This is a genomic window from Mesorhizobium sp. IMUNJ 23033 (assembly GCF_044778005.1).
Lineage (GTDB): Bacteria > Pseudomonadota > Alphaproteobacteria > Rhizobiales > Rhizobiaceae > Mesorhizobium > Mesorhizobium amorphae_A.
On sequence record NZ_JBJACT010000013.1, the window covers coordinates 53,363 to 73,536 of the forward strand.

A 20,174-nucleotide genomic window follows, 5' to 3' on the forward strand; every position below is an offset into this window, starting at 1 on the left:
CGGACAGTCTGCAGCGAAGGTCTGGCGCGATGAGCGGCGAGAGCGAAATCGTCGACCTCTTCGTCATCGGCGGCGGCGTCAACGGCGCCGGCATCGCGCGCGACGCCGCCGGCCGCGGCCTGTCCGTCATCCTGTGCGAGAAGGACGATCTGGCCGAAGGCACCAGCTCGCGTTCGGGCAAGCTCGTCCATGGCGGCTTGCGCTATCTCGAATATTACGAGTTCCGCCTGGTGCGCGAGGCGCTGATCGAGCGCGAGGTGCTGCTGGAATCAGCGCCGCACATCATCTGGCCGATGCGCTTCGTGTTGCCGCACAGCCCCGACGACAGGCCGGCCTGGCTGGTGCGGCTCGGCCTGTTCCTCTACGACCATCTTGGCGGCCGCAAGCGGCTGCCCGCCACCCGCACGCTCAACCTGCGCACCGCGCCCGAAGGCGCGCCGATCAAGGATGCCTTCAAGCGCGGCTTCGAATATTCCGACTGCTGGGTCGACGATGCCCGCCTCGTCGTCATCAACGCGCTCGACGCCGCCGAGCGGGGCGCGAAGGTTTTCACCCGCACCGCCTGCACCGCTGCCCGCCGCGAGAACGGGCTGTGGTCGGTTGAAATGCGCGATGGCAGGACCGGCGTGAAGACCACAGTCCGGGCGAGGGCGCTGATCAACGCCGCCGGCCCCTGGGTCAACGACATCGTCAACCGCGTCGCCGGGCAGAACTCCAAGCGCAATGTGCGCCTGGTCAAGGGCAGTCACATCGTCGTGCCGAAATTCTGGGAGGGGCGGCAGGCCTATCTCGTCCAGAACAACGACAAGCGCGTCATCTTCATCAACCCCTACCAGAACGATCTGGCGCTGATCGGCACCACCGACATTCCCTATGACGGGCGGCCCGAGGACGTTACGGCGGAGGCGAGCGAGATCGACTACCTGATCAAAGTCGTCAACCGCTACTTCAAGCGCGGCCTTGCGCGCAGCGATGTCGTCTATTCGTTCTCCGGCGTCAGGCCGCTCTACGACGACAACGCCGACAATCCGAGCGCAGTGACCCGCGATTACATCTTCGAGCTCGACGCGTCGGACGGGCAGGCGCCGCTGCTTTCCGTCTTCGGCGGCAAGATCACCACCTTCCGCAAACTGGCCGAGCACGCGTTGGACCGGATCCAGCCTTTCTTCCCGAAGATGGGCAAGGCGTGGACGTCGAAGGCGCATCTGCCGGGCGGCGACATCGCCAATGCCGACTTCGAGCAGTTCCTCGGCGACCTCGCTCGCGACTATCCGTGGATGCCGGCCTCGCTCGTCAAGCACTATGGCCGGCTCTACGGCACGCGCACCCGCGCGCTGGTCGGCGCCGCCGGCTCGCTCGCCGATATGGGCCGATCTTTCGGCAAGGATTTCTTCGAGCGCGAGGCGAGCTACCTCTTCGCGCACGAATGGGCGCTGACGGCAGCCGACATTCTTGACCGGCGCACCAAGCACGGCCTGCATCTCAGCGCCGCTGAGAGAGCCTCCTTCGAGGACTGGTGCGAAAACCGATTGGCGAAGGTCGGCTGATGGCTTCTCACATTGATCACGATGCCGCCGAGTTGGAGGCGCTGCGCGCGCTGTCGGCCAACGTCGGCGCCGACCCGCTGCTGGTCCAGGGTGCCGGCGGCAACACCTCGCTCAAAGAGGCCGGCCTGCTGTGGATCAAGGCATCCGGCACCTGGCTGATGAACGCGGCCACCACCGACATCATGGTACCGGTGGAACTGGCTCCCTTGCTCGACGCGGTGGCGCGCAAGAGCCCGGCAGCCGAGAAGGCCGATCAATTCACACCGGCGGATCTCAACCCGCACCGGCTGCGGCCTTCGATCGAAACGACGGTGCATGCCTTGCTGCCGCAGAAGATCGTCGTCCATGTCCATTGCGTCGAGACGATCGCGATCGCCGTGCAGGCCAATGCCGAGGCCCTGTTGGAGGAACGCCTGCGCGGGCTCGACTGGGCGTTCGTGCCCTATCGCCGGCCGGGGCTGCCGCTGGCGCAAGGGATCGCCGAGCGGCTGCAGCCTCGCACCAACGTGCTGGTGCTTGGCAATCACGGGCTGGTCGTTGCCGCCGACACGGTTGCCGAGGCAAATCTGTTGCTGCGGCGCGTCACCGGCCTGCTCGCCCGCCCGACGCGCGCGGCACCACCGCCCGATGTCGACGCGCTGATCAGGCTCGCCATGGGCAGCGGCTACCGGCTTCCCGTCGCGGTCGAGGCGCATGCCGCCGCCACCGATCTCGCCAGTTGCCGCATCGCCGCATCCGGCAGCCTCTATCCGGACCATGTCATCTTCCTCGGCGCCGGATCGGTGATCGCCGGTCCGAACGAGAACGCAGCCGCCGTGGTGGCCAGGACAACGGCCGCCGGGCAGCCGGCGCCGGCGTCCATCCTCTTTCCCGGCAAGGGCATCCTGATGCGCCGGGACGCCAATGCCGGCGCCGAGGCGATGGCGCGCTGCCTCGCCGATGTCGCGGCGCGCATCGATCCTGCGGCGCGCGTCAACTATCTGAGCCTCGAGCAGAATGCCGAGCTGCTGAACTGGGACGCCGAGAAATACCGCCAGGAGCTCAACCGGCGCAACGCCACCACGCTGCAATGACGGCGCTCGGCCTCGATGGTGGCGGTCTGGATGATCGTGCCGTCAAGCGCGATACCCGGCAGGCCTGAACAGGAGTTTCGAATTTGGCCTTTACGCTGTCCCTCAACACCAATCCGCTGGTCAACCGCTTTGCCGACCCAGACGATCTGATCGACGCGATCGCCTATGGCATCGGCATCAGGGACGTGCAGCTGACGCATGAGTTCGTCAATCCGGGCTGGCCGCCGGCGACGATCGCCAAGTTCGTGCGCCTGTTCCGTTCGGCGCTGGACCGGACCGGCGTGCGCATCACATCGGGCATGACCGGCCCCTATGGCCGGCTTAATCATTTCGGTCATCCCGACGCCGATGTGCGCCGCTACTATGTCGACTGGTTCAAGACCTTCGCCGACATCTCAGCGGAGCTCGGTGCCAGCGGCATCGGCACGCAGTTCGCTATCTTCACCCACCAGGATTATGACGATCCCGAGCGCCGCGCGAAGCTTCTCGACATCGCGCTCGAATGCTGGCGCGAGGTCGCCGAGCATGCCAAGGCAGCCGGGCTGACCTATTTGTTCTGGGAGCCGATGTCGGTTGGCCGCGAATTCGGCCACACGATCGAGAGCTGCCGGGCGCTGCACCAGGAGATCGAGGGGGCCGGCATGGCCATTCCGCTCAAGATGATGGTCGACATCGACCATGGCGACGTGACCTCGAGCAATCCGGCCGACATCGACCCCTATGCCTGGGCCGAGGCCTTTCCACTGCAATCGCCGATCATCCACATCAAGCAGTCGTCGATGAACAAGGGCGGCCACTGGCCGTTCACCGCCGCCTACAACAAGGACGGCCGCATCACGCCGGAGAAATTCCTGGAGACCGTGCGGCGCGGTGGCGGCACCGACAACGAGATCTGCCTGGAACTGTCGTTTCGCGAGCGCGAGCCGGTCGACCACCAGGTCGTCGCCATGATCCGTGAATCGGTCGACTACTGGACCCCTTTCATCGACGCCGGCAGGGCGGACCTGTTGCCGCGGGCAAAATGAAAGGGCGGGAGCCGATTGGACCCCCGCCCTTTGGACCGGTCATTCCGGTCAGATAGAACTCAGCCGAACTTCGGGTCGAGGCTGCCCGACTTGTAGCGCTTGGCCATTTCGGCGACCGGCAGCGGCTTGATCTTCTGCGCATTGCCGGCGGTGCCGAACTGCTCGAAGCGCTCTTTGCAAAGCTTGCGCATGGCAGCCATGGCCGGCGTCAGATATTTGCGCGGGTCGAACTCCGAGGGGTTCTCGGTCAGCACCTTGCGGATCGCGCCGGTCAGCGCCATGCGGTTGTCGGTGTCGATGTTGATCTTGCGCACGCCGTGCTTGATGCCGCGCTGGATTTCCTCCACCGGCACGCCCCAGGTCGGCTTCATCTGGCCGCCGTACTTGTTGATGATCTCCTGCAGGTCCTCCGGCACCGAGGACGAACCGTGCATGACCAGATGCATGTTAGGCAGGCGGCGGTGGATCTCCTCGATCACGTTCATCGCCAGCACCGCGCCGTCGGGCTTGCGCGAGAATTTGTAGGCGCCGTGGCTGGTGCCCATGGCAACCGCCAGCGCATCGACATGCGTGTCCTTGACGAACTCCACCGCCTGTTCGGGATCGGTCAAAAGCTGGTCATGGCTGACGGCGCCTTCGACGCCGTGGCCGTCTTCCTGCTCGCCGCCGCCCATCTCCAGCGAGCCGAGCACGCCGATCTCGCCTTCCACCGACACGCCGCCCCAATGCGCCATGTCGACGACGCGGCGCGTGATGCCGGAATTGTAGGCATAGTCGGCCGGCGTCTTGCCGTCCTCCTTCAGCGAGCCGTCCATCATCACCGAGGTGAAGCCGTACTGGATCGCGGTGACGCAGGTGGCTTCGTTGTTGCCGTGGTCGAGATGCATGCAGACCGGGATGTCGGGGTGGATTTCGACCAGCGCGTCGATCAGCTTGGCCAGCACCACGTCATTGGCATAGGCGCGCGCGCCGCGGCTCGCCTGCAGGATGACCGGCGATTTGGTCTCCTCGGCGGCCTCCATGATGGCAAGGCCCTGTTCCATGTTGTTCATGTTGAAGGCCGGCACGCCATAGCCGTGTTCGGCGGCATGGTCGAGCAATTGTCTCAGTGTGATGCGAGCCACCCAATAGTCTCCCGTGTCTGGTTTCGAACCGTGTCTGTTGGCTGGCCGATCGTCGTCCAGCCCGTTGATGCTTCTGGCCGGATTTCCGCCGGACCGCAACCTGTCGACGGCGCGTCCGAAGCAATTCTTGTTACAGGACCGCAATCACAAGCGCACCGATATCCCAGAGAAAGGTAACATTATCACAAAAATTTTGGTGCAAACGCGCTTTTCCGGCGTTATATATCGGATCATGGTTCAATGCGCAGCTTGTTGCGCGAGAAAGCGCCGGGATGAAGAGCGACGGCCGCCGCCAGGGCATCATGGATTTTCTGATGGACGCCGGCACGGCGTCGGTCGACGACCTTGCCTCGCGCTTCGGTGTGTCGAAGATGACCGTGCATCGCGACCTCGACGAACTCGAAGAAAGCGGCTTCCTGCGCAAGGTGCGCGGCGGCGCCTCGATCCAGCCGAGCGGCCTGTTCGAAAGCGATTTCCGCTACCGGCAAAAGCAAGCGGCCGAGGAAAAGCAGCGCCTGGCGGCCGCCGCGGTGGCGATGATCGAACCGGGCCAGACCGTGATCATCGACGACGGCTCGACGGCCGGCGGCATTGCCGGTCGCCTCGCCGATCTTCGCCCGCTGACGGTGATCTCCAACAATCTGGCCGTCATCCAGGAACTGGCCGGCGTCGGCGGCATTACGCTGATCGCGCTCGGCGGCCAGTACAGCAAGAAGTTCCATGGCTTCTTCGGCCTGCTCACCGAGGACATGCTGAAGTCGCTTCGCGCCGACGTCGCTTTCCTGTCGTCGTCCGCCATCCACGGCGCGTCGGCTTTCCACCAGGACCAGGAAGTGGTGCAGACCAAACGCACGATGATGGCTGTCGCGGCGCGCAAATACCTGCTGGTCGATCACGGCAAGTTCGGCCGCACGGCCTTGCATTTCCTGACCGATCTCAGGGCGTTCGACACCGTCTTCACCGGTCGCGACCTGGAACCGCAGCTGCGCGAAGCGCTGGATGGCGCTGGCGTTTCACTGACGGTGGTTGGCAACAAGGATTAGGGAGCAGTACGCGTGGTTTACTGGGTCGGTACAAGCTGGAAGATGAACAAGACCCTCGCCGAGGCGCTCGATTTCGCGCGAGCGCTAGCCGGCTTCGTGCCGGGTTTCGACGAGCGCATCCAGCCCTTCGTCATTCCGCCGTTCACGGCGGTGCGCGAGGTCAAGGCGGCGTTGTCGTCGACGCGCATCAAGGTCGGCGCGCAGAACATGCATTGGGCCGATGCCGGCGCCTGGACCGGCGAGATCTCGCCGGTGATGCTCGAGGATTGCGGGCTCGATCTTGTTGAGCTTGGCCACAGCGAACGGCGCGAGCATTTTGGCGAGACCGACCATGCCGTCGGGCTGAAGACGGCGGCGGCGGTGAAGCACGGGCTGGTGCCGCTGATCTGCGTCGGCGAGACGTTTGCCGAGCGCGAAGGCGGCAAGGCCGATGCCGTACTGACGGCGCAGGTGCAAGGCGCGCTGCAGTTCCTCGACGGCGAGGCGAAGGGTGCAAAACTCCTGTTCGCCTACGAGCCGGTCTGGGCGATCGGCGACAAGGGCATTCCGGCCAGCTCCGACTATGCCGACAGGCAGCAGGCGCTGATCAAGAAGGTTGCCGGCGGCCTTTTGCCCTCCGTGCCGCCGGTGCTCTATGGCGGCAGCGTCAATCCGCAAAATGCCGCCGAGCTGATCGGCCAGCCCAATGTCGACGGCCTGTTCATCGGCCGCTCGGCCTGGCAGGCGGAAGGCTACATCGACATCCTCAGCCGCGCCTCGGCGGCGATCTGAACCCATCGAACAGGAAGGACAAGAAAATGAGAATAGCCATTGGAGCCGATAGCGCCGGCAAGCCGCTGCTCGACGTCATCGCCGCACACCTCGCCACCAAATCGGGCCTGACCGTCAGCGACCTCAGCCAGGCTGGCTACTATGCCGATCTGTCGCAAAAGCTCGCGCAGACGATCGTCGACGGCGAGAACGATCGCGGCATCCTGTTTTGCGGCACCGGCATCGGCGTTTCGATCTCGGCCAACAAGGTGCCGGGCATCCGCGCGGCACTCACCCACGACACCTATTCGGCCGAGCGCGCCGCGAAATCCAACAACGCCCAGATCATCACCATGGGCGCCCGCGTCATCGGCCCGGAACTGGCCAAGGCGATCGTCGACACCTGGCTGGCCTCGGAGTTCGACGAGAAGGGTCCTTCGGCCGGCAACGTCCAGGCAATCAATCGGCTCGATGCGGCGAAGGGCTAACCGAGGCTGTTCTTCATCGCGCCGATGACGGTGACGGCCGACGCCGCGCCCGGATCGATGTGTCCGAGCGAGCGCTCGCCGAGTCGCGAGGAGCGGCCCTTGGAAGCGATCATGTCCTTGGTCACTTCCGCACCGCGCTCGGCCGCGGCAAGCGCGGCGTCGAGGCTTTCAGCCAGGGACTTGCCGGCCGCATGCGCGGCGGCTGCCGCTTCGGCCGCCGGCTGCCAGGCGTCGATCATCGTCTTTTCGCCGATCTCGGCCTTGCCGCGATCCTTGATGCCTTGTGCCATCGCCTGGAGCAGGGCGATGACGTCCGCATCCTCCAGTGCCGCCCTGCCCTTGACGGCGGCAGCGGCGCGCATGAGCGCCGTCGCATAGAGCGGTCCCGACGACGCGCCGACGGCATTGAGGAACGATTTTGCCGCCGTGTTCAGCAGCGCTGTCGGCTCGATCGCCCCAACGTCGAGCGGCTCCAGCGCATCGCGCACCGCGCCGAAGCCGAGCGCCATGGCAATGCCGTGGTCGGCGTCGCCGATGACGCCGTCGAGCTGGCAGAGCCGGTCCTTGTCGGCCTCGATCGCCACCGCGATGGCATCGAACATGTGCTTCAGCCGGGCCGTGTCGATGGCTGTCATGGTGTGCCTCAGCCGGCGCGGAACATGGCGCAGTCGCAAGGGTGGTCGAGCATCGTCTGCAGCTCGCCGTCGAGATGCTCCAGCGTCACCGAGGCGCCGGCCATTTCGAGCGAGGTACAGTAATTGCCGACCCAGGTCGCATGGATTGAAACACCAATGTTGTCGAGCCTCTGCTTGACGCGCCGGTTCATGATGTAGAGCTCCATCAGCGGCGTCGAGCCGAGCGAGTTGACAAGCACGGCGACCTTGTCGCCGCGCGACGGCGCCATCTCGGCAAGGATCCTGTCCAGCATCTCGTCGGTGATCTCGTCGGCCGTTTTCAGCTTGCCGCGCGCAATGCCTGGCTCGCCATGGATGCCCATGCCGATCTCCATTTCGTCGGCGCCGATCTCGAAATTCGGCCGGCGAGTCTGCGGCAGCGAGCAGGGCGAAAGCGCCACGCCCATAGTGAAGGTGTGGTCGTTGGCCTTGCGGGCGATGCGCTCGACCTCGTCGAAGGAGAGCATGCGGTCGCAGGCCGCGCCCGCCGCCTTGAAGATGAAGAAATTGCCGGCGACGCCGCGCCGTTTGTCCCGCTGGTCGCGCGGCGCGGACGCAACGTCATCGGTGGTCAGCACGGTGCGCACATCGATGTCGTCCATCGCCGCCATCTCGGCGGCCATGTCGAAATTCATCACGTCGCCGGCATAGTTGCCATACATGAACAGAACGCCAGCGCCGCCGCTCACCGCCTTGGCGCATTCGACGATCGGGTCGGGCGGCGGCGAGGCAAAGACATTGCCGATGGCCGCGGCATCCGCCAGCCCCTTGCCGACAAAGCCGAGAAAGGTCGGCTCATGGCCCGAGCCGCCGCCGATGACGAGCCCGACCTTGCCGGGCCGCGGCCCGTCGCGGGCGATGATCGAGCGCGGGCTGCCGTCCACGCTTTTGAGGTGGCGAGGATGCGCGGCGAGGATCCCTTCGAGCATCTCGTCGACGGAGCGGTTACCGTCATTGATGATCTTCTTGGTCTGCACCGGCATCCTCCCGACTTTCGGTATTTTCCCTGATATTACCGGGTGTTGCCGGGATTTCCACCCGGCAAGAACCTTATGCCGCGATCTGTTCTCGCGCGGCGAGAATCTCGACGCAAGCCTTGGCCACTTCTTTGCCCTTCACTTGAAAATGTTCGAAGAAGAAGCGGTGATGCTCGGCGCTGTCGTGATAATTGTGTGGCGTCAGCACAGCCGAGAGCACCGGCACGCCGGTCGACAGCTGCACATTCATCATGCCGTCGATGACGGCACCGGCGACGAAATCGTGCCGGTAGATGCCGCCATTGACGACGAAGGCGGTGCCGAGGATAGCGGCATAGCGGCCGGTCCCGGCCAAAGTCTTGGCGTGCAGCGGAATCTCGTAGGCACCCGGCACGTCGAACACATCGACGGCAAAGCGGCCGCCGCCGAGAACGGCAAGCTCGGCCTCGAACGCCGCCACGCATTGGTCGACGATGTCGGCATGCCAGCGCGCGCGAATGACGGCGACGCGAACGATTTCATAGTCTTTTGGGGAATGCTGATTCATGGGTCCATCCTTCCGTTTCGAACCAGAATCAGGACGCACGATACGAAATCCGGACCGCACGGACGCGGCCGTCTTTCGTTCGTTCTCTTCCATCCGGACTGTGACCGTCGGCTCCGGAATCACACCGGATCTGCTGACCTTTTCGACAACCGAAAAGCGCTCGCGGGCTTGGGCCCGCGCATGACCCCGAAAACCGGAACGGTTTTCGGAAAGGAATCATGCGCAACTAGGAGTCCTTACCGCCGGTGGGGACTTTCACCCCGCCCTGAGAACATTGACGGCGTTTGTATGGAAGGGCAGTGCGTTGCTGTCAATTGCCGACACGCGTTGGAACAACGATCCGTTCCATCTGCCAATCAGCCGCGTTCCGGGAACATCGCCTTCAACCCTTCGCGCGAGGCCTTGGCGATGCCGCGTTCGGTGATCAGGCCGGTGACCAGCCGCGCTGGCGTCACATCGAAGGCCGGGTTCGCCGCGGGCGTCGCCTCCGGCGACACGCGCACCTGAGCGATATCGCCGGCAGCGGTCCTGCCCCAGACAAGCGACACCTCGTCGCCGGAGCGCTCCTCGATCGGGATTTCGGCGAGACCGTCGCCGACCGTCCAGTCGATGGTCGGGGAGGGCAGCGCAACATAGAACGGCACGTCATTGTCGGCGGCGGCGAGCGCCTTGAGATAGGTGCCGATCTTGTTGCAGACGTCACCACTGGCAGTCGTGCGGTCGGTGCCGACGATGACCATGTCGATCTGGCCGCGCTGCATCAGATGGCCGCCGGCATTGTCGACGATCAGCGTGTGCGGCACGCCATGGCCGGCCATCTCCCAGGCGGTCAGCTGGGCGCCCTGGTTGCGCGGCCGCGTCTCGTCGACATAGACATGGACGGGAATGCCGGCCTCGGTCGCCAGATAGATCGGCGCCGTGGCGGTGCCGTAATCGACGGTCGCCAGCCAGCCGGCATTGCAATGGGTCAGGATGTTGACGGTTTCCCCCGGCTGCTTGCGCGCCGCGATCGCCTTGATAATCTCAAGCCCGTTCTCGCCGATGGCGCGGTTCAGCCCGACATCCTCGTCGGCGATCTCAGCGGCGCGGCGGTAGGCGGCCTCGGCTCGTTGTTCTACCGGCAGCGGCTTGAGGAAGCGCCGCATCTCGTCCAGCGCCCAGCGTAGATTGATCGCGGTCGGGCGCGTCTCGTGCAAGGTCTCCCAGACGGCGTCGAGGGCTGCGTCCGATGGATCGTCTTTCATCTGGATGGCGACGCCATAGGCAGCGGTGACGCCGATCAGCGGCGCGCCGCGCACCCACATGTCGCGGATCGCGGTGGCGATGCCGGCAACGCTGCCGATCCGCTCGACGCGGAAATCATGCGGCAGCCAGCGCTGGTCGATGATCTCAACCGAACGCTTGTCGTCGCTCAGCCAGATGGTGCGGTAATGGCGCTCGCCGACGTTCAAATGCTGTTCTCCCGTTCGATCAGCGTGGCCAGAGTGTTGACCTCGTCGATGCTGTGGATCTGGTGCCGGTTGACGGCGAGGTGACGGCCGAACTTCAGCGCCTTTGCCTCACATGTGGCGCGCAGGTCTGCGTCGGCAATGGTCTCGAAATCGGCGTTGTGGGCGAGGCCGAGGATGCGCCGGTGAACCTCGATGCCGGCGAAACCCAGAAGGTCGGTCCAGATCGAATGCAGCACATGGTCGAGCGCCTGTTCGGCGCCGAGCAGGTCACCCTGATCCTCGAACAGGCTCTTCTGGTAGAGCATGCCGCTGCGCTCGGTCCGCCATAGATGCGAGAATTCGGTGCGGAACACGGCCCATGTCTCGACGACGACATCGAGCAGATAGGCGCGCATGGCGTCGCGCTTGCCGTTCTGCTCATGGCCGCTTTGCGAGAAGAAGGACATCCAGAAATTGGCAAGCAGCATGCCGACGTCGAAGGCCATCGGGCCGTAGAAGGCGAACTCCGGATCGATCATCCGGGTTTCCTGGTCGGTGACCATGATCGAGCCCGAATGCAAATCGCCATGCAGCAGCGTCTCAGCATTGGCGGCAAAGAGATGCTTCAGCCGCTGCGCCTCGACCTTGAGGTCGCGGTCGGCGCGCAACTCGGCCACCAGGCCGTCGAGTTGCGGGCTGGTATGGCGATTCATTTTCGCGTCGAAATAGGGGTCGGAGAACACCAGGTTCTCGGTGATGTCGCAAAGTTCGACATTGTCGGCGAACAGCGCCAGATCGGCCTTGCGATCCTTGGTCACCATCGAGAGGTCGGAGCCGCGAAACAGGGTCCGCGCCATGAACAGGCCGATATCCCGGGCAATGTTCGGCAATTGCCGGCCTTCGATCAGCGCCCGCCGCAGGATGATGTGCGGCGACAGATACTCCATGATGATCAGCGCCTGGCCCTCGTCGAAATGATAGATCGCCGGCACCGAGCCGGGTGCGCGCGCTTCCTGCCTGGTCAGCGCATGATATTCGAAGAAGGAGCGCTTCAGCGGCAGCGGCCAGCTGTCGCCGACAAGGCGGACATAGGGCAGGGCCTGTTTGACCACCGCCGCACCCGTTTCGCCCTCGACGATGAACACCAGGTTCAGATTGCCGTCGCCGACCTCGCGCACTTTCCAGCGACTTGTGTCCTTGCCGATTTTCGCGGTGAGCGCGTCGTTAGCGCCAAGGCGCGTCGGCAGCGTCTCGACCGATAGTGCTTCGAACGGCAATTTCTGCGTCATCGTCATCCTCCCGCATATGCGCTCCGAACATAACGGAGGCATGGCGGCGGGGCCAAGCTAGGTAGCGCTCTGGCAATTGTCAATCGTGTTGACAATTGCCGATGCAGCCCATAGCGTCACGGTCAGGGAGGAACGAATGGGCGCTGATGCCGTGTTCCGTGTGGAGGGCCTGAGGAAATCCTTTGGCCAAAACGAGGTGCTTGGCGGCATCTCGGTCGAGCTGCATGCGGGCGAGGTCACCGTGCTGATGGGCGCCAACGGCGCCGGCAAGTCCACCCTGGTCAAGATCATCAGCGGCGTCTACGAGCGCGGCGCCGGCACGATGAGCCTCGCCGGCCACGACTTCGCGCCGAAAACCCCGGCGGAAGCGATCCGCGCCGGCGTCGTCACCGTGCACCAGAACATCAATGATGGCGTCGTCGCCGATCTCGACGTCGCCACCAATCTGACGCTGGACCGGCTGAGCGGCAGCGGTGTGCCGACATTGTTCAATCCGGCGCGCGTGCGCCGCGAGGCCAAGGCCGTCGCCGATCGCATGGGTCTGGCCATCGACCTCAAGGCTCGGGTCGCCGATCTTTCGTTGGCCGACCGCCAGATGGTGGCCATAGCCCGCGCCATGGCGCACCGGCCGAAGGTGCTGATCCTCGACGAGCCGACGTCCTCCCTGTCCAGCGCCGAGGCCGACCGGCTGTTCGCGCTGATCGACCGGCTGCGCGAACAGGGCGTCGCGATCCTCTACATCTCGCACCGCATGTCGGACATCCGCCGGCTTGCCGACCGCATCGTCTCGATGCGCGACGGCGTGGTCAGCGGCGTGTTCGATCAAAAGCCGCTCGAGTATGAGGGCGCCGTCAACGCCATGCTAGGCCGCAAGATCCATCTCGACCGCGTCGTCGCCCGCAATTCGGCGCACCCCGTGCTGACGGTTGAAGGCTTGCGCCTTGCGCCCGGCGCGCGGCCGATCTCGCTGATGCTCGGCGCCGGCGAGGTCGTTGCCGTCACCGGCCTGGTCGGCGTCGGCAAGACGGCGCTGGCCGAAACACTCTTTGGCGTGCGCAGGCCGCTGTCCGGCACCATGACGTTGAACGGCAAGCCCTATGCGCCGGGATCCACGGGCGAAGCGATCGCGGCTGGCGTGTTCCTTGTCGCCAAGGACCGCGGCGAAAACGGCATCGTCGGCGGCTTCAACATCCAGGAAAACATCAGCCTGCCGTTCCACAGGCGCATGTCGCGTTTCGGTGTTCTCAAGCGCCGCATCGAGCGCGCCACCGCCCGCCGGCAGATCGACGAGCTTGGCATCGTCTGCCGCTCCGAGAAGGACGAGATGTCGGCGCTTTCCGGCGGCAACCAGCAGAAGGTGATGGTCGCCCGCTGGATGGCGCAGGAGGCAAAACTGTTCATCCTCGACGAGCCGTTCCAGGGCGTCGACATCTCGGCCAGGCGCGATATCGCAGCCAAGCTGAGGGCAAGCGCCGACGGCCGCGCGACGCTTTTGTTTGTTACCGAACTCGACGAGGCGCTGGAGACGGCGGACCGCATCCTGGTGATGTCGGAGCAGACGATCGTCGGCGAGCACCGGAATACCGACATCGACCTCGAGCGGCTGCTGGCCGAAGTGGCGGGCGGCCCGCTGCACAGTGCGGCATGAACCAGGGACATGGAATGGAGCAGGCATGAGTTGGGTTGAGACGACAGCAGCGCGCGGGTGCGCTGGATGATGCTGCGCGACCATGCCATCCGCTATGGCTTCATCGTCCTTCTGTTCGGGCTGATCGCCTATTTCGCCATCGCCGCCGACGGCTTCGTCTCGCCGCAAAGTGCTGTCTTCATCTTCCAGTCCGTCGCCATCACCGGTGTCCTTGCACTCGGTGTCACCGCCACCCTGGTTGTCGGCGGCTTCGACCTGTCGATCGGCTCCGTCGCCACCAGCGCCATGATGGCGGCCTCCTATGTGATGGTGGTGCTGGAGCAGAACGCCGTCGTCGCGGTCATCGCCTGCCTGCTGATCGGCGTTCTCGTCGGTCTCATCAATGGCTGGCTGATCGTCTATATGCGCGTGCCGGACCTGCTCGCGACGCTCGGCATGATGTTCCTGCTCGTCGGCCTGCAGCGCATTCCGACCGAGGGACGCTCGATCGCCACCGGCATGACCATGCCCGACGGTTCGGTCGCCAACGGCAAGTTCGGCGATGCCTTCCTGGCGCTCGGCCGCCACCGCTTCGATTTCTTCATCCCGAACCTCATTCCGGTTTCGGTCGTCGTACTGCTCGTTCTCGCCGTGCTGATCTGGTTCTTCCTCGAATACACCCGTTTCGGCCGCATGATGTATGCCGTCGGCAGCAACGAACGGGCCGCCGAACTCGCCGGCGCGCCTGTCAATGCATACAAAATCTGGGCCTATGTTATTTCTGGAGTTTTTGCCTCGATCGGCGGGATTTTGCTCGCTGCCCGGCTTGGACGCGGCGACATCGCCTCGGGTAATAATCTGCTGCTCGACGCAGTGGCGGCAGCGCTGATCGGTTACGCGGTCCTCGGCGCCGCCAAGCCCAACGCCTTCGGCACGGCCGTCGGTGCTGTGTTCGTCGGCGTGCTGTTGCAGGGGCTGACGATGATGAACGCGCCTTACTACACGCAGGATTTCGTCAAGGGCGTGGTTCTCGTCGTCGCCCTTGTCTTCACCTTCGCCCTTTCCGGCAAGGGCAAGAGATAGGGTTTCGACCGGGGCAGATTTTTGGGTTCAACAAGTGGAGGAAACAACGTGACGATCACAAGAAGACTTCTAGGAAAGCTGACGCTCGGGCTTGCCGGCGCCACGATGCTGATGCAGGCGCCGGCTCTTGCCGCGGACAAGCCGGCGCCGTTCGACAAGCCCGGCGTCAAGATCGCGCTGGTGCGCTATCTCTCGACCGGCGACTTCTTCCAGGCCTATCTTTCCGGCGTCGAGGCACAGTCGAAAGCGCTCGGCGTCGACCTGCGCGTGCTCGACAGCCGCCAGGACGCCGCGCTGCAAGCCGACATGGTCGACCAGGCCATCGCGCTCGGCGTGCAAGGCATCATCATCCAGCACGGGCTGACGGAATCGATGAAGGACGCCGCCCAGCGCGCGGTCGATGCCGGCATCAAGGTCGTCGCCTTCGACGTCAATGTCGAAAACCCCAAGATCCCGCAGATCGAACAGTCCGACCGCGACCTCGCGCGCTTGGCGCTCGAACAGGCGGTCAAGGACAATGGCGAAAGCTGGAAGGCCGGCTATGTCTATGTCGCCGGCATCGCGCCGCTCGACCGCCGCAACGAGACCTGGGTCGACGTCAAGAAGAAGTTCTCCGGCATCAACGAAGTCGCCATGTTCGGCACGCTCGACAACCCGATCGCCAATTCCGTCGCCAACCAGGCGCGCTCGGTGCTGTCGGCGCATCCCGACATCAAGGTGATGTTCGCGCCTTATGACGAATTCGCCAAGGGCGTGAAGATCGCCGTCGACGAGGCCGGCATGAACAAGGACATCAAGATCTATTCGGCCGACATTTCGACCTCCGACATTGCCGCGATGCGCGAGCCTGACAGCGCCTGGGCTGCCACGGCCGCCACCAACCCGGCCGTCGTCGGCCAGGTGTCGGTGCGCGCGCTGGCGCAGCTTCTGACCGGCGAAGATCCCGGCCACAACGTCATCGTGCCGCCGACGCTGATCACCCAGAAGGATCTGATCGACAAGGACATCAAGAACATGGAGGACCTGTCGGCCAAGCTGCCGCAGTTCGCCCATGCCGACGTCGCCATGCCGGCCTGGATGCCGAACCCGAACGCCAAGTAATCCTTGGCCTATCGGCAGAGGAGAAGAGCGGCTCGCGGGCCGCTCTTCTGTTTGCAGCCGAAGCTTCGTCTTCAGCCCGATCGGCCGGCGCGCGCCAGCCCGTGCGCCACCAGCCGGTCGATGACTTCGGCGTAGCTGACGCCGCTTGCCGCCATCGCCTTGGCATACATGCTGATGTCGGTGAAACCGGGAATGGTGTTGAGTTCGTTGATGACGAAGTCCATGTCCGGCATGACGAAGAAATCGACGCGGGCCATGCTGTCGCAGCCGACCGCGCGGAACGCCTTTGCCGCCGTCTCGCGGATCCTGTCCTCGGTCTCCGGCGGCAGTTCGGCAGGCACCTTCAGCGCCGCCCCATCCTTGTCGATGTATTTGGCGTCGTAGCTGTAGAAGCCGTGGCTTTCGGCCGGCACGATTTCGCCGGGGCGGGAAACGAACAGGCCGCCTTCTGTGTCCTCTAGCACGCTGCATTCGATCTCGCGGCCACGGATGAACTCTTCGGCCAACAGCTTGCGGTCGTGCTGAAAACCTTCGGCGAGCGCCCCGGCGAATTCCTGGCTGGCCGAGACTTTTCTGACGCCGACCGACGAGCCTTGCCGCGCCGGCTTAATGAACAGCGGCAGGCCGAGTTTTTCTTCCAATTCGGCGAGGGAAGGCGCCGCACCTTCATCGATCGTCACCGAGCGCGCGACAGGCAGCCCCGCCGCCTTCAGCAGCCGCTTGGCGATATCCTTGTCGAGCGCTGTGGCCGAGCCAAGGATGCCGCAGCCGGCAAGCGGCACGCGTGCCACCTCGGCCAGCCCCTGCACGGCGCCGTCCTCGCCATGCAGGCCGTGCAGAACGGGAAACACTATGTCGATGCGAGGCAGGTCGTGCGGCGAGCCACTGGCGGGGATCGCCAGCATCCGTCCATGCCCGCCCGGCACCAGGCAGACCTCCGTGCCGTGTGACGGTGTCGCCAGTTCGCCGTCCTCGAAACTGCTCAGCAGCCATTGCCCTTCGCGGGTGATGAAGACGGGAACGGCATCGTATTTCGCCGGCTCCAGCGCGGCCATGACATTGGTCGCTGAGAGTACGGACACGTCATGCTCGGCCGAGCGCCCGCCGAAGAGCACGGCAATACGCAGTAGTTTCTTTTCGGGGTCGGCCATGGTGTCTCCCAAGGATTCGTTCGTATGAGGATTCAATGGCAGGATTGGCGGGAGCAAGGCAGCTTGCCTTATTGGCAAAAAGAAAAGCGGCCCGCGGGCCGCTCTTTTGATGTTCTGATGTCCTGTCCCTACCGCATCGCGGCGGCGATATTGCCGCCATCCACCGTCGTCACGTCGGCGGTGGTGCGTTCGGCCAGCGCCTGGTGCAGGAAGGCCTGGGCGACGTCCTCGGCCGTCACCTCCTGTCCGAGCAGATTGCCGGACATGTATTCCTTCTCCGACACGCCGCGCGCGCCCGAGCGGCTGGCGATCATGGCGTTGGTCAACAGCCCCGAGCGGATGCGGTCGGCATTGACCGCGTTCGAGCGGATGCCTTGCGCGCCGTAGTCGAGCGCATATTGCCTGGACAGGAACAGCGTCGCCGCTTTGGGGATGCCGTAGGCGCCGAACTTCGGGCCGGGATTGACCGCCTGCTTGGAGGTGTTGAACAGGAGCACGCCGCCGGTGCCCTGTTCGAGCATGATGCGCACGGCGTTCTGCGCCGCCGACTGATGGGCGAAGAAGTTGAGCTCGAAACTCTTGCGCAGTAGGGCGTCGTCAAGCTCGCCGATACGGCCTTCCCAGGCAGCGCCGGCATTGGAGACCAGTATGTCGAGGCCGCCGAAGACGGCGACCGCTCTGTCGAAGGCTGCGCGCAGCTCGGCCGGATTGGTGATGTCGGCGCCGACGCCGATCGAGCCGTTGCCGGCCTTCTTGGCCGCTTCCGCGGCCTTCGCCGGATCGAGATCGACGATGACGGCGTGCGCCCCGTTGTCGGCGAAAAGCTTGGCCGTGGCCGCACCAATCGCGCCGGCGCCGCCGGTCACCAGCAGCACCTGGCCGGTCAGCGGCTTCGGCTTGTTCGAGGCAAGCTTGGCCTGCTCCAGCGACCAATATTCGAGCGGGAACAGATCGGCCTTGGACAGCGGGTGGAAATGGCCGACGGCTTCGGCGCCGCGCACCGCCTCGATCCACATCTCGCCGACATCGGAAGCGATCCTGGCGTCCTTCAGCGTGCGGCCATGGCCGAACATGCCGAGGCCGGGCACCAGCGTCAGCCGCGGCATCGGGTCGAGCATGGTGCGCTTGACGTCGTCGAGCGCGTCATTGGTCTCGAAATAGGCGCGATAATCCTTGGCGAAGGTCTCGACATGGCTGCGGATGACAGCCTTGTAGTCGCCGATCTTGTCGGCGTCCGGCGCCGGCACCGCCATCGGCCCGGTCTTGATGCGGATCGACAGATCCGGCGTCGAGACGCCGCGGCCGGCATAGTCGGCGATCTCAGCCGAGTTGATGAAATTGACGATCGCATCCGAAGTGCGGAAGTCGCTGATCATGCGGTCGAAGCGACCTTCGCCGCGCGCCACCGCCACCGCGCCGCGCAGCATTGGCGCGATGTCCTGCGGTTTCGCCAGCCTTGCCGGCAGCGCCACCCTTTCGGTGCGTGGCTTGCCGTTCTGCGCCACGAATTCCTCGGCGACATTCACGTAATGGATCATCCGGTCGTACGCCTGCCTGGCGTCGTCGCCGAAGGTGAAGATGCCGTGCTTGTCGAGGATCAGGCCCTCGACGCTGGGATCGGCGTCGAAGACGTCGCCCGCCGCCTTTGCCAGGTCGAAGCCCGGCATGATGTAAGGCACGTAGCCCATCTTGGCGCCAAACACTTTTCGCACCAGCGGCTCGCTGTCCTCCTGGTCGACGATGGCAAGAATGGCAGTCGAGTGCGTATGGTCGACGAATTTATGTGGCAGGAAGGCGTGCAGCAGCGTCTCGACCGACGGGTTGGGCGAGGCGGGGTCGACGAGGTTTGCCCGCTGCAACGCCACCATGTCCTCGTCGCCGAGCTTGTCCAGCGCGCGCGCCTTGAGGAGCGCGCCCATCTTGACCGCCGGCAGGCCCTTCGGCTCGATCACGGCCATGTCCCAGCCGCTGCCCTTGACGCAAAGCACGTCCCATTCGTCGCCGACGAGGTCGGTGGCCTTGGTCTTGCAGGAGGTGTTGCCGCCGCCATGCAGCACGAGGCGCGGCTCGCCGCCGAGCAGCCGCGTCGTGTAGACGCGCAGCGCCAGATCGCGGCCGACGCCTTTCTTCGCATAGTCGGCAACCATCTTTTCGGCGTCGCCGTCATTCCACAAATTCTTCATTTCGCTTCGTCCGCTTTGCTGTCTTTGGTTGCTGTGAACAGGAATGCCGCGACGCTTTGATGACAACGCGCCGGCGGCAAGGATTGTGTCTGTCTAGGAGGCCTTTTCGGTCGCCGCTCCCGCGTGCTCCAGCAGCCGCTTCGCCATGCGCGCGCCGACCACCAGATGCGTGCAGAGCCCGCCGGCGAGCGCTGCGAGCAGCGGTTCGAACTTGCTGTCCTCCTGCACCACCATCAGGCGTTTTTCGATCTGGCGCAGCGACGACAGCGCCGCCGAGATGACGCGGCGATTGTAGCTGCAGTCGAGCGCCTTGCCGTCGGCGTCGATGATCTGCCCGGCGATGACGCCGGCCGCACCCGCATCGCGCAGTAAAGCCATCTCTCCGACGCTCAGCGCGCCGCATTTGACGACATGGCTGTCGGCATCGACCGTGCCGACCGAATAGAGCGCGAGATCGCAGTCGCTTATCCCGGACAATTGCTCGCGGATCACCGGCTCGGCGCGCAAGCCATGCGCCAGCGCTTCCGTCGTCAGCACCAGCGGCGCGTAGAAATTCAGTCCCTTGGCGTTGAGCCGGCGCGCGATTTCCATCGTGCACTGGTCCGGCCGGTAGGAATAGGGCGCGCCGAGATTGCCGCAGAGCTGCACCACCGTGACGTCCTGCAGGTCGGCATAGGACATGATGTCGGCGATGGTGTAGATGGTTCGGCCCCAGGCGACGCCGATGCGGTCGCCCTTCCTGACCAGTTCGAGAAAGACGCTCGCCGCCAGCACGGCGATGTCGGTCGACGGATCGATGACATAGTCGTTTTCCGGCGCGATCCAGGCGGCGTCGAGGCTCAAGGCGTCTTCGAGCCGGCGCGCCATGACATCGTCGGTGAAAAGCTGGGTCGAGGTCGAGATGTTGACGATGCCGGTCTCGCGCGCCTTGCGCAGATACATGGCGACCGAAGCGCGGGAAATGTTGAGCTGGCTGGCTACCTGGTCCTGTCGCAGGCCGTGGGCGTAGTAAAGCCAGGCGGCCTTGTGGATAAGCTGTTCTGCCGGTCGGATCGCCATGCC

At 64.7% G+C, this 20,174-nt stretch carries 18 protein-coding genes and 1 riboswitch; of the genes, 9 read left to right on the forward strand and 9 right to left on the reverse strand.

The annotated features are described in order from the left end of the window. Nucleotides 1–29: 29 nt before the first annotated feature. The 3 genes from ACFX5Q_RS16080 to ACFX5Q_RS16090 all read left to right on the forward strand — a co-directional run bounded on the left by ACFX5Q_RS16080 (nt 30) and on the right by ACFX5Q_RS16090 (nt 3,645). The gene (locus ACFX5Q_RS16080) at nt 30–1,547 is read left to right on the forward strand and encodes a glycerol-3-phosphate dehydrogenase (RefSeq protein ID WP_404279493.1); all 1,518 of its coding nucleotides are present in this window, start codon (nt 30–32) and stop codon (nt 1,545–1,547) included. After that, nucleotides 1,547–2,620: a class II aldolase/adducin family protein gene (locus ACFX5Q_RS16085; RefSeq protein ID WP_404279495.1), complete on the forward strand. Its 1,074-nt coding sequence runs from the start codon at nt 1,547–1,549 to the stop codon at nt 2,618–2,620. Before ACFX5Q_RS16080 ends, ACFX5Q_RS16085 begins: the two co-directional genes overlap by 1 nt. Before the next feature lie 83 nt (nt 2,621–2,703). Further along, nucleotides 2,704–3,645, forward strand: a complete 942-nt coding sequence (locus ACFX5Q_RS16090) for a sugar phosphate isomerase/epimerase family protein (RefSeq protein WP_404279497.1) — start codon at nt 2,704–2,706, stop codon at nt 3,643–3,645. A gap of 59 nt (nt 3,646–3,704) precedes the next feature. Here the strand turns inward: ACFX5Q_RS16090 and fba are convergent, their stop codons facing one another. Beyond that, nucleotides 3,705–4,769: a class II fructose-bisphosphate aldolase gene (fba, locus tag ACFX5Q_RS16095; protein WP_120014302.1), complete on the reverse strand. Its 1,065-nt coding sequence runs from the start codon at nt 4,767–4,769 to the stop codon at nt 3,705–3,707. Nucleotides 4,770–5,041: 272 nt separating this feature from the next. Between fba and ACFX5Q_RS16100 the strand changes: the two genes are divergently transcribed. The 3 genes from ACFX5Q_RS16100 to ACFX5Q_RS16110 are packed head-to-tail and all read left to right on the forward strand — an operon-like array spanning nt 5,042 to nt 7,050. Then, complete coding sequence (locus ACFX5Q_RS16100; RefSeq protein ID WP_404279499.1) at nt 5,042–5,812, forward strand: DeoR/GlpR family DNA-binding transcription regulator; 771 nt, start codon at nt 5,042–5,044, stop codon at nt 5,810–5,812. A gap of 12 nt (nt 5,813–5,824) precedes the next feature. Further along, on the forward strand, nt 5,825–6,583 hold the full coding sequence (locus ACFX5Q_RS16105; protein ID WP_404279501.1) for a triose-phosphate isomerase: 759 nt from the start codon (nt 5,825–5,827) through the stop codon (nt 6,581–6,583). A gap of 26 nt (nt 6,584–6,609) precedes the next feature. Next, complete coding sequence (locus ACFX5Q_RS16110) at nt 6,610–7,050, forward strand: RpiB/LacA/LacB family sugar-phosphate isomerase (RefSeq protein WP_404279503.1); 441 nt, start codon at nt 6,610–6,612, stop codon at nt 7,048–7,050. Here the strand turns inward: ACFX5Q_RS16110 and dhaL are convergent. The 5 genes from dhaL to mtnK form a co-directional block, all read right to left on the reverse strand. Next, nucleotides 7,047–7,685, reverse strand: coding sequence for a dihydroxyacetone kinase subunit DhaL (dhaL, locus tag ACFX5Q_RS16115; protein WP_404279505.1), 639 nt, complete (start codon nt 7,683–7,685; stop codon nt 7,047–7,049). The genes ACFX5Q_RS16110 and dhaL overlap by 4 nt on opposite strands. Before the next feature lie 8 nt (nt 7,686–7,693). Then, nucleotides 7,694–8,701 (reverse strand): dihydroxyacetone kinase subunit DhaK, encoded by a 1,008-nt coding sequence (locus ACFX5Q_RS16120; protein ID WP_404279507.1) that lies wholly within the window; start codon nt 8,699–8,701, stop codon nt 7,694–7,696. A 73-nt stretch (nt 8,702–8,774) separates the two neighbouring features. Next, nucleotides 8,775–9,248 carry a 6,7-dimethyl-8-ribityllumazine synthase gene (locus tag ACFX5Q_RS16125; protein ID WP_404279509.1) on the reverse strand — a complete coding sequence of 158 codons (474 nt, stop codon included), beginning with the start codon at nt 9,246–9,248 and terminating at the stop codon, nt 8,775–8,777. A gap of 77 nt (nt 9,249–9,325) precedes the next feature. Next, nucleotides 9,326–9,525, reverse strand: a riboswitch (FMN riboswitch). 79 nt (nt 9,526–9,604) lie between these two features. Further along, nucleotides 9,605–10,699 carry an S-methyl-5-thioribose-1-phosphate isomerase gene (mtnA, locus tag ACFX5Q_RS16130; protein ID WP_404279511.1) on the reverse strand — a complete coding sequence of 365 codons (1,095 nt, stop codon included), beginning with the start codon at nt 10,697–10,699 and terminating at the stop codon, nt 9,605–9,607. Continuing rightward, nucleotides 10,696–11,967, reverse strand: coding sequence for an S-methyl-5-thioribose kinase (gene mtnK, locus ACFX5Q_RS16135; protein ID WP_404279513.1), 1,272 nt, complete (start codon nt 11,965–11,967; stop codon nt 10,696–10,698). Before mtnK ends, mtnA begins: the two co-directional genes overlap by 4 nt. 136 nt (nt 11,968–12,103) lie before the next feature. Here mtnK and ACFX5Q_RS16140 point away from each other — a divergent pair, with 136 nt between their 5' ends. The 3 genes from ACFX5Q_RS16140 (at nt 12,104) to ACFX5Q_RS16150 (ending at nt 15,778) form a co-directional block, all read left to right on the forward strand. Further along, a complete protein-coding gene (locus ACFX5Q_RS16140; protein WP_404279515.1) occupies nt 12,104–13,615 on the forward strand; it encodes a sugar ABC transporter ATP-binding protein in 1,512 nt (503 codons plus the stop codon). Nucleotides 13,616–13,681: 66 nt separating this feature from the next. Continuing rightward, on the forward strand, nt 13,682–14,677 hold the full coding sequence (locus ACFX5Q_RS16145) for an ABC transporter permease (protein ID WP_404279517.1): 996 nt from the start codon (nt 13,682–13,684) through the stop codon (nt 14,675–14,677). Nucleotides 14,678–14,725: 48 nt separating this feature from the next. Beyond that, entirely contained in the window at nt 14,726–15,778 is a 1,053-nt protein-coding gene (locus ACFX5Q_RS16150; RefSeq protein ID WP_404279519.1) for a substrate-binding domain-containing protein, read from the forward strand. A gap of 71 nt (nt 15,779–15,849) precedes the next feature. On the opposite strand, the gene ACFX5Q_RS16155 is transcribed toward ACFX5Q_RS16150, so the two are convergent. The 3 genes from ACFX5Q_RS16155 to ACFX5Q_RS16165 all read right to left on the reverse strand — a co-directional run bounded on the left by ACFX5Q_RS16155 (nt 15,850) and on the right by ACFX5Q_RS16165 (nt 20,171). Beyond that, entirely contained in the window at nt 15,850–16,929 is a 1,080-nt protein-coding gene (locus tag ACFX5Q_RS16155) for a D-alanine--D-alanine ligase family protein (protein ID WP_404279521.1), read from the reverse strand. A gap of 128 nt (nt 16,930–17,057) precedes the next feature. Continuing rightward, nucleotides 17,058–19,112: a bifunctional aldolase/short-chain dehydrogenase gene (locus ACFX5Q_RS16160; protein WP_404279523.1), complete on the reverse strand. Its 2,055-nt coding sequence runs from the start codon at nt 19,110–19,112 to the stop codon at nt 17,058–17,060. A 93-nt stretch (nt 19,113–19,205) separates the two neighbouring features. After that, nucleotides 19,206–20,171 (reverse strand): sugar-binding transcriptional regulator, encoded by a 966-nt coding sequence (locus tag ACFX5Q_RS16165; protein WP_404279525.1) that lies wholly within the window; start codon nt 20,169–20,171, stop codon nt 19,206–19,208. Between the last annotated feature and the right edge of the window lie 3 nt (nt 20,172–20,174).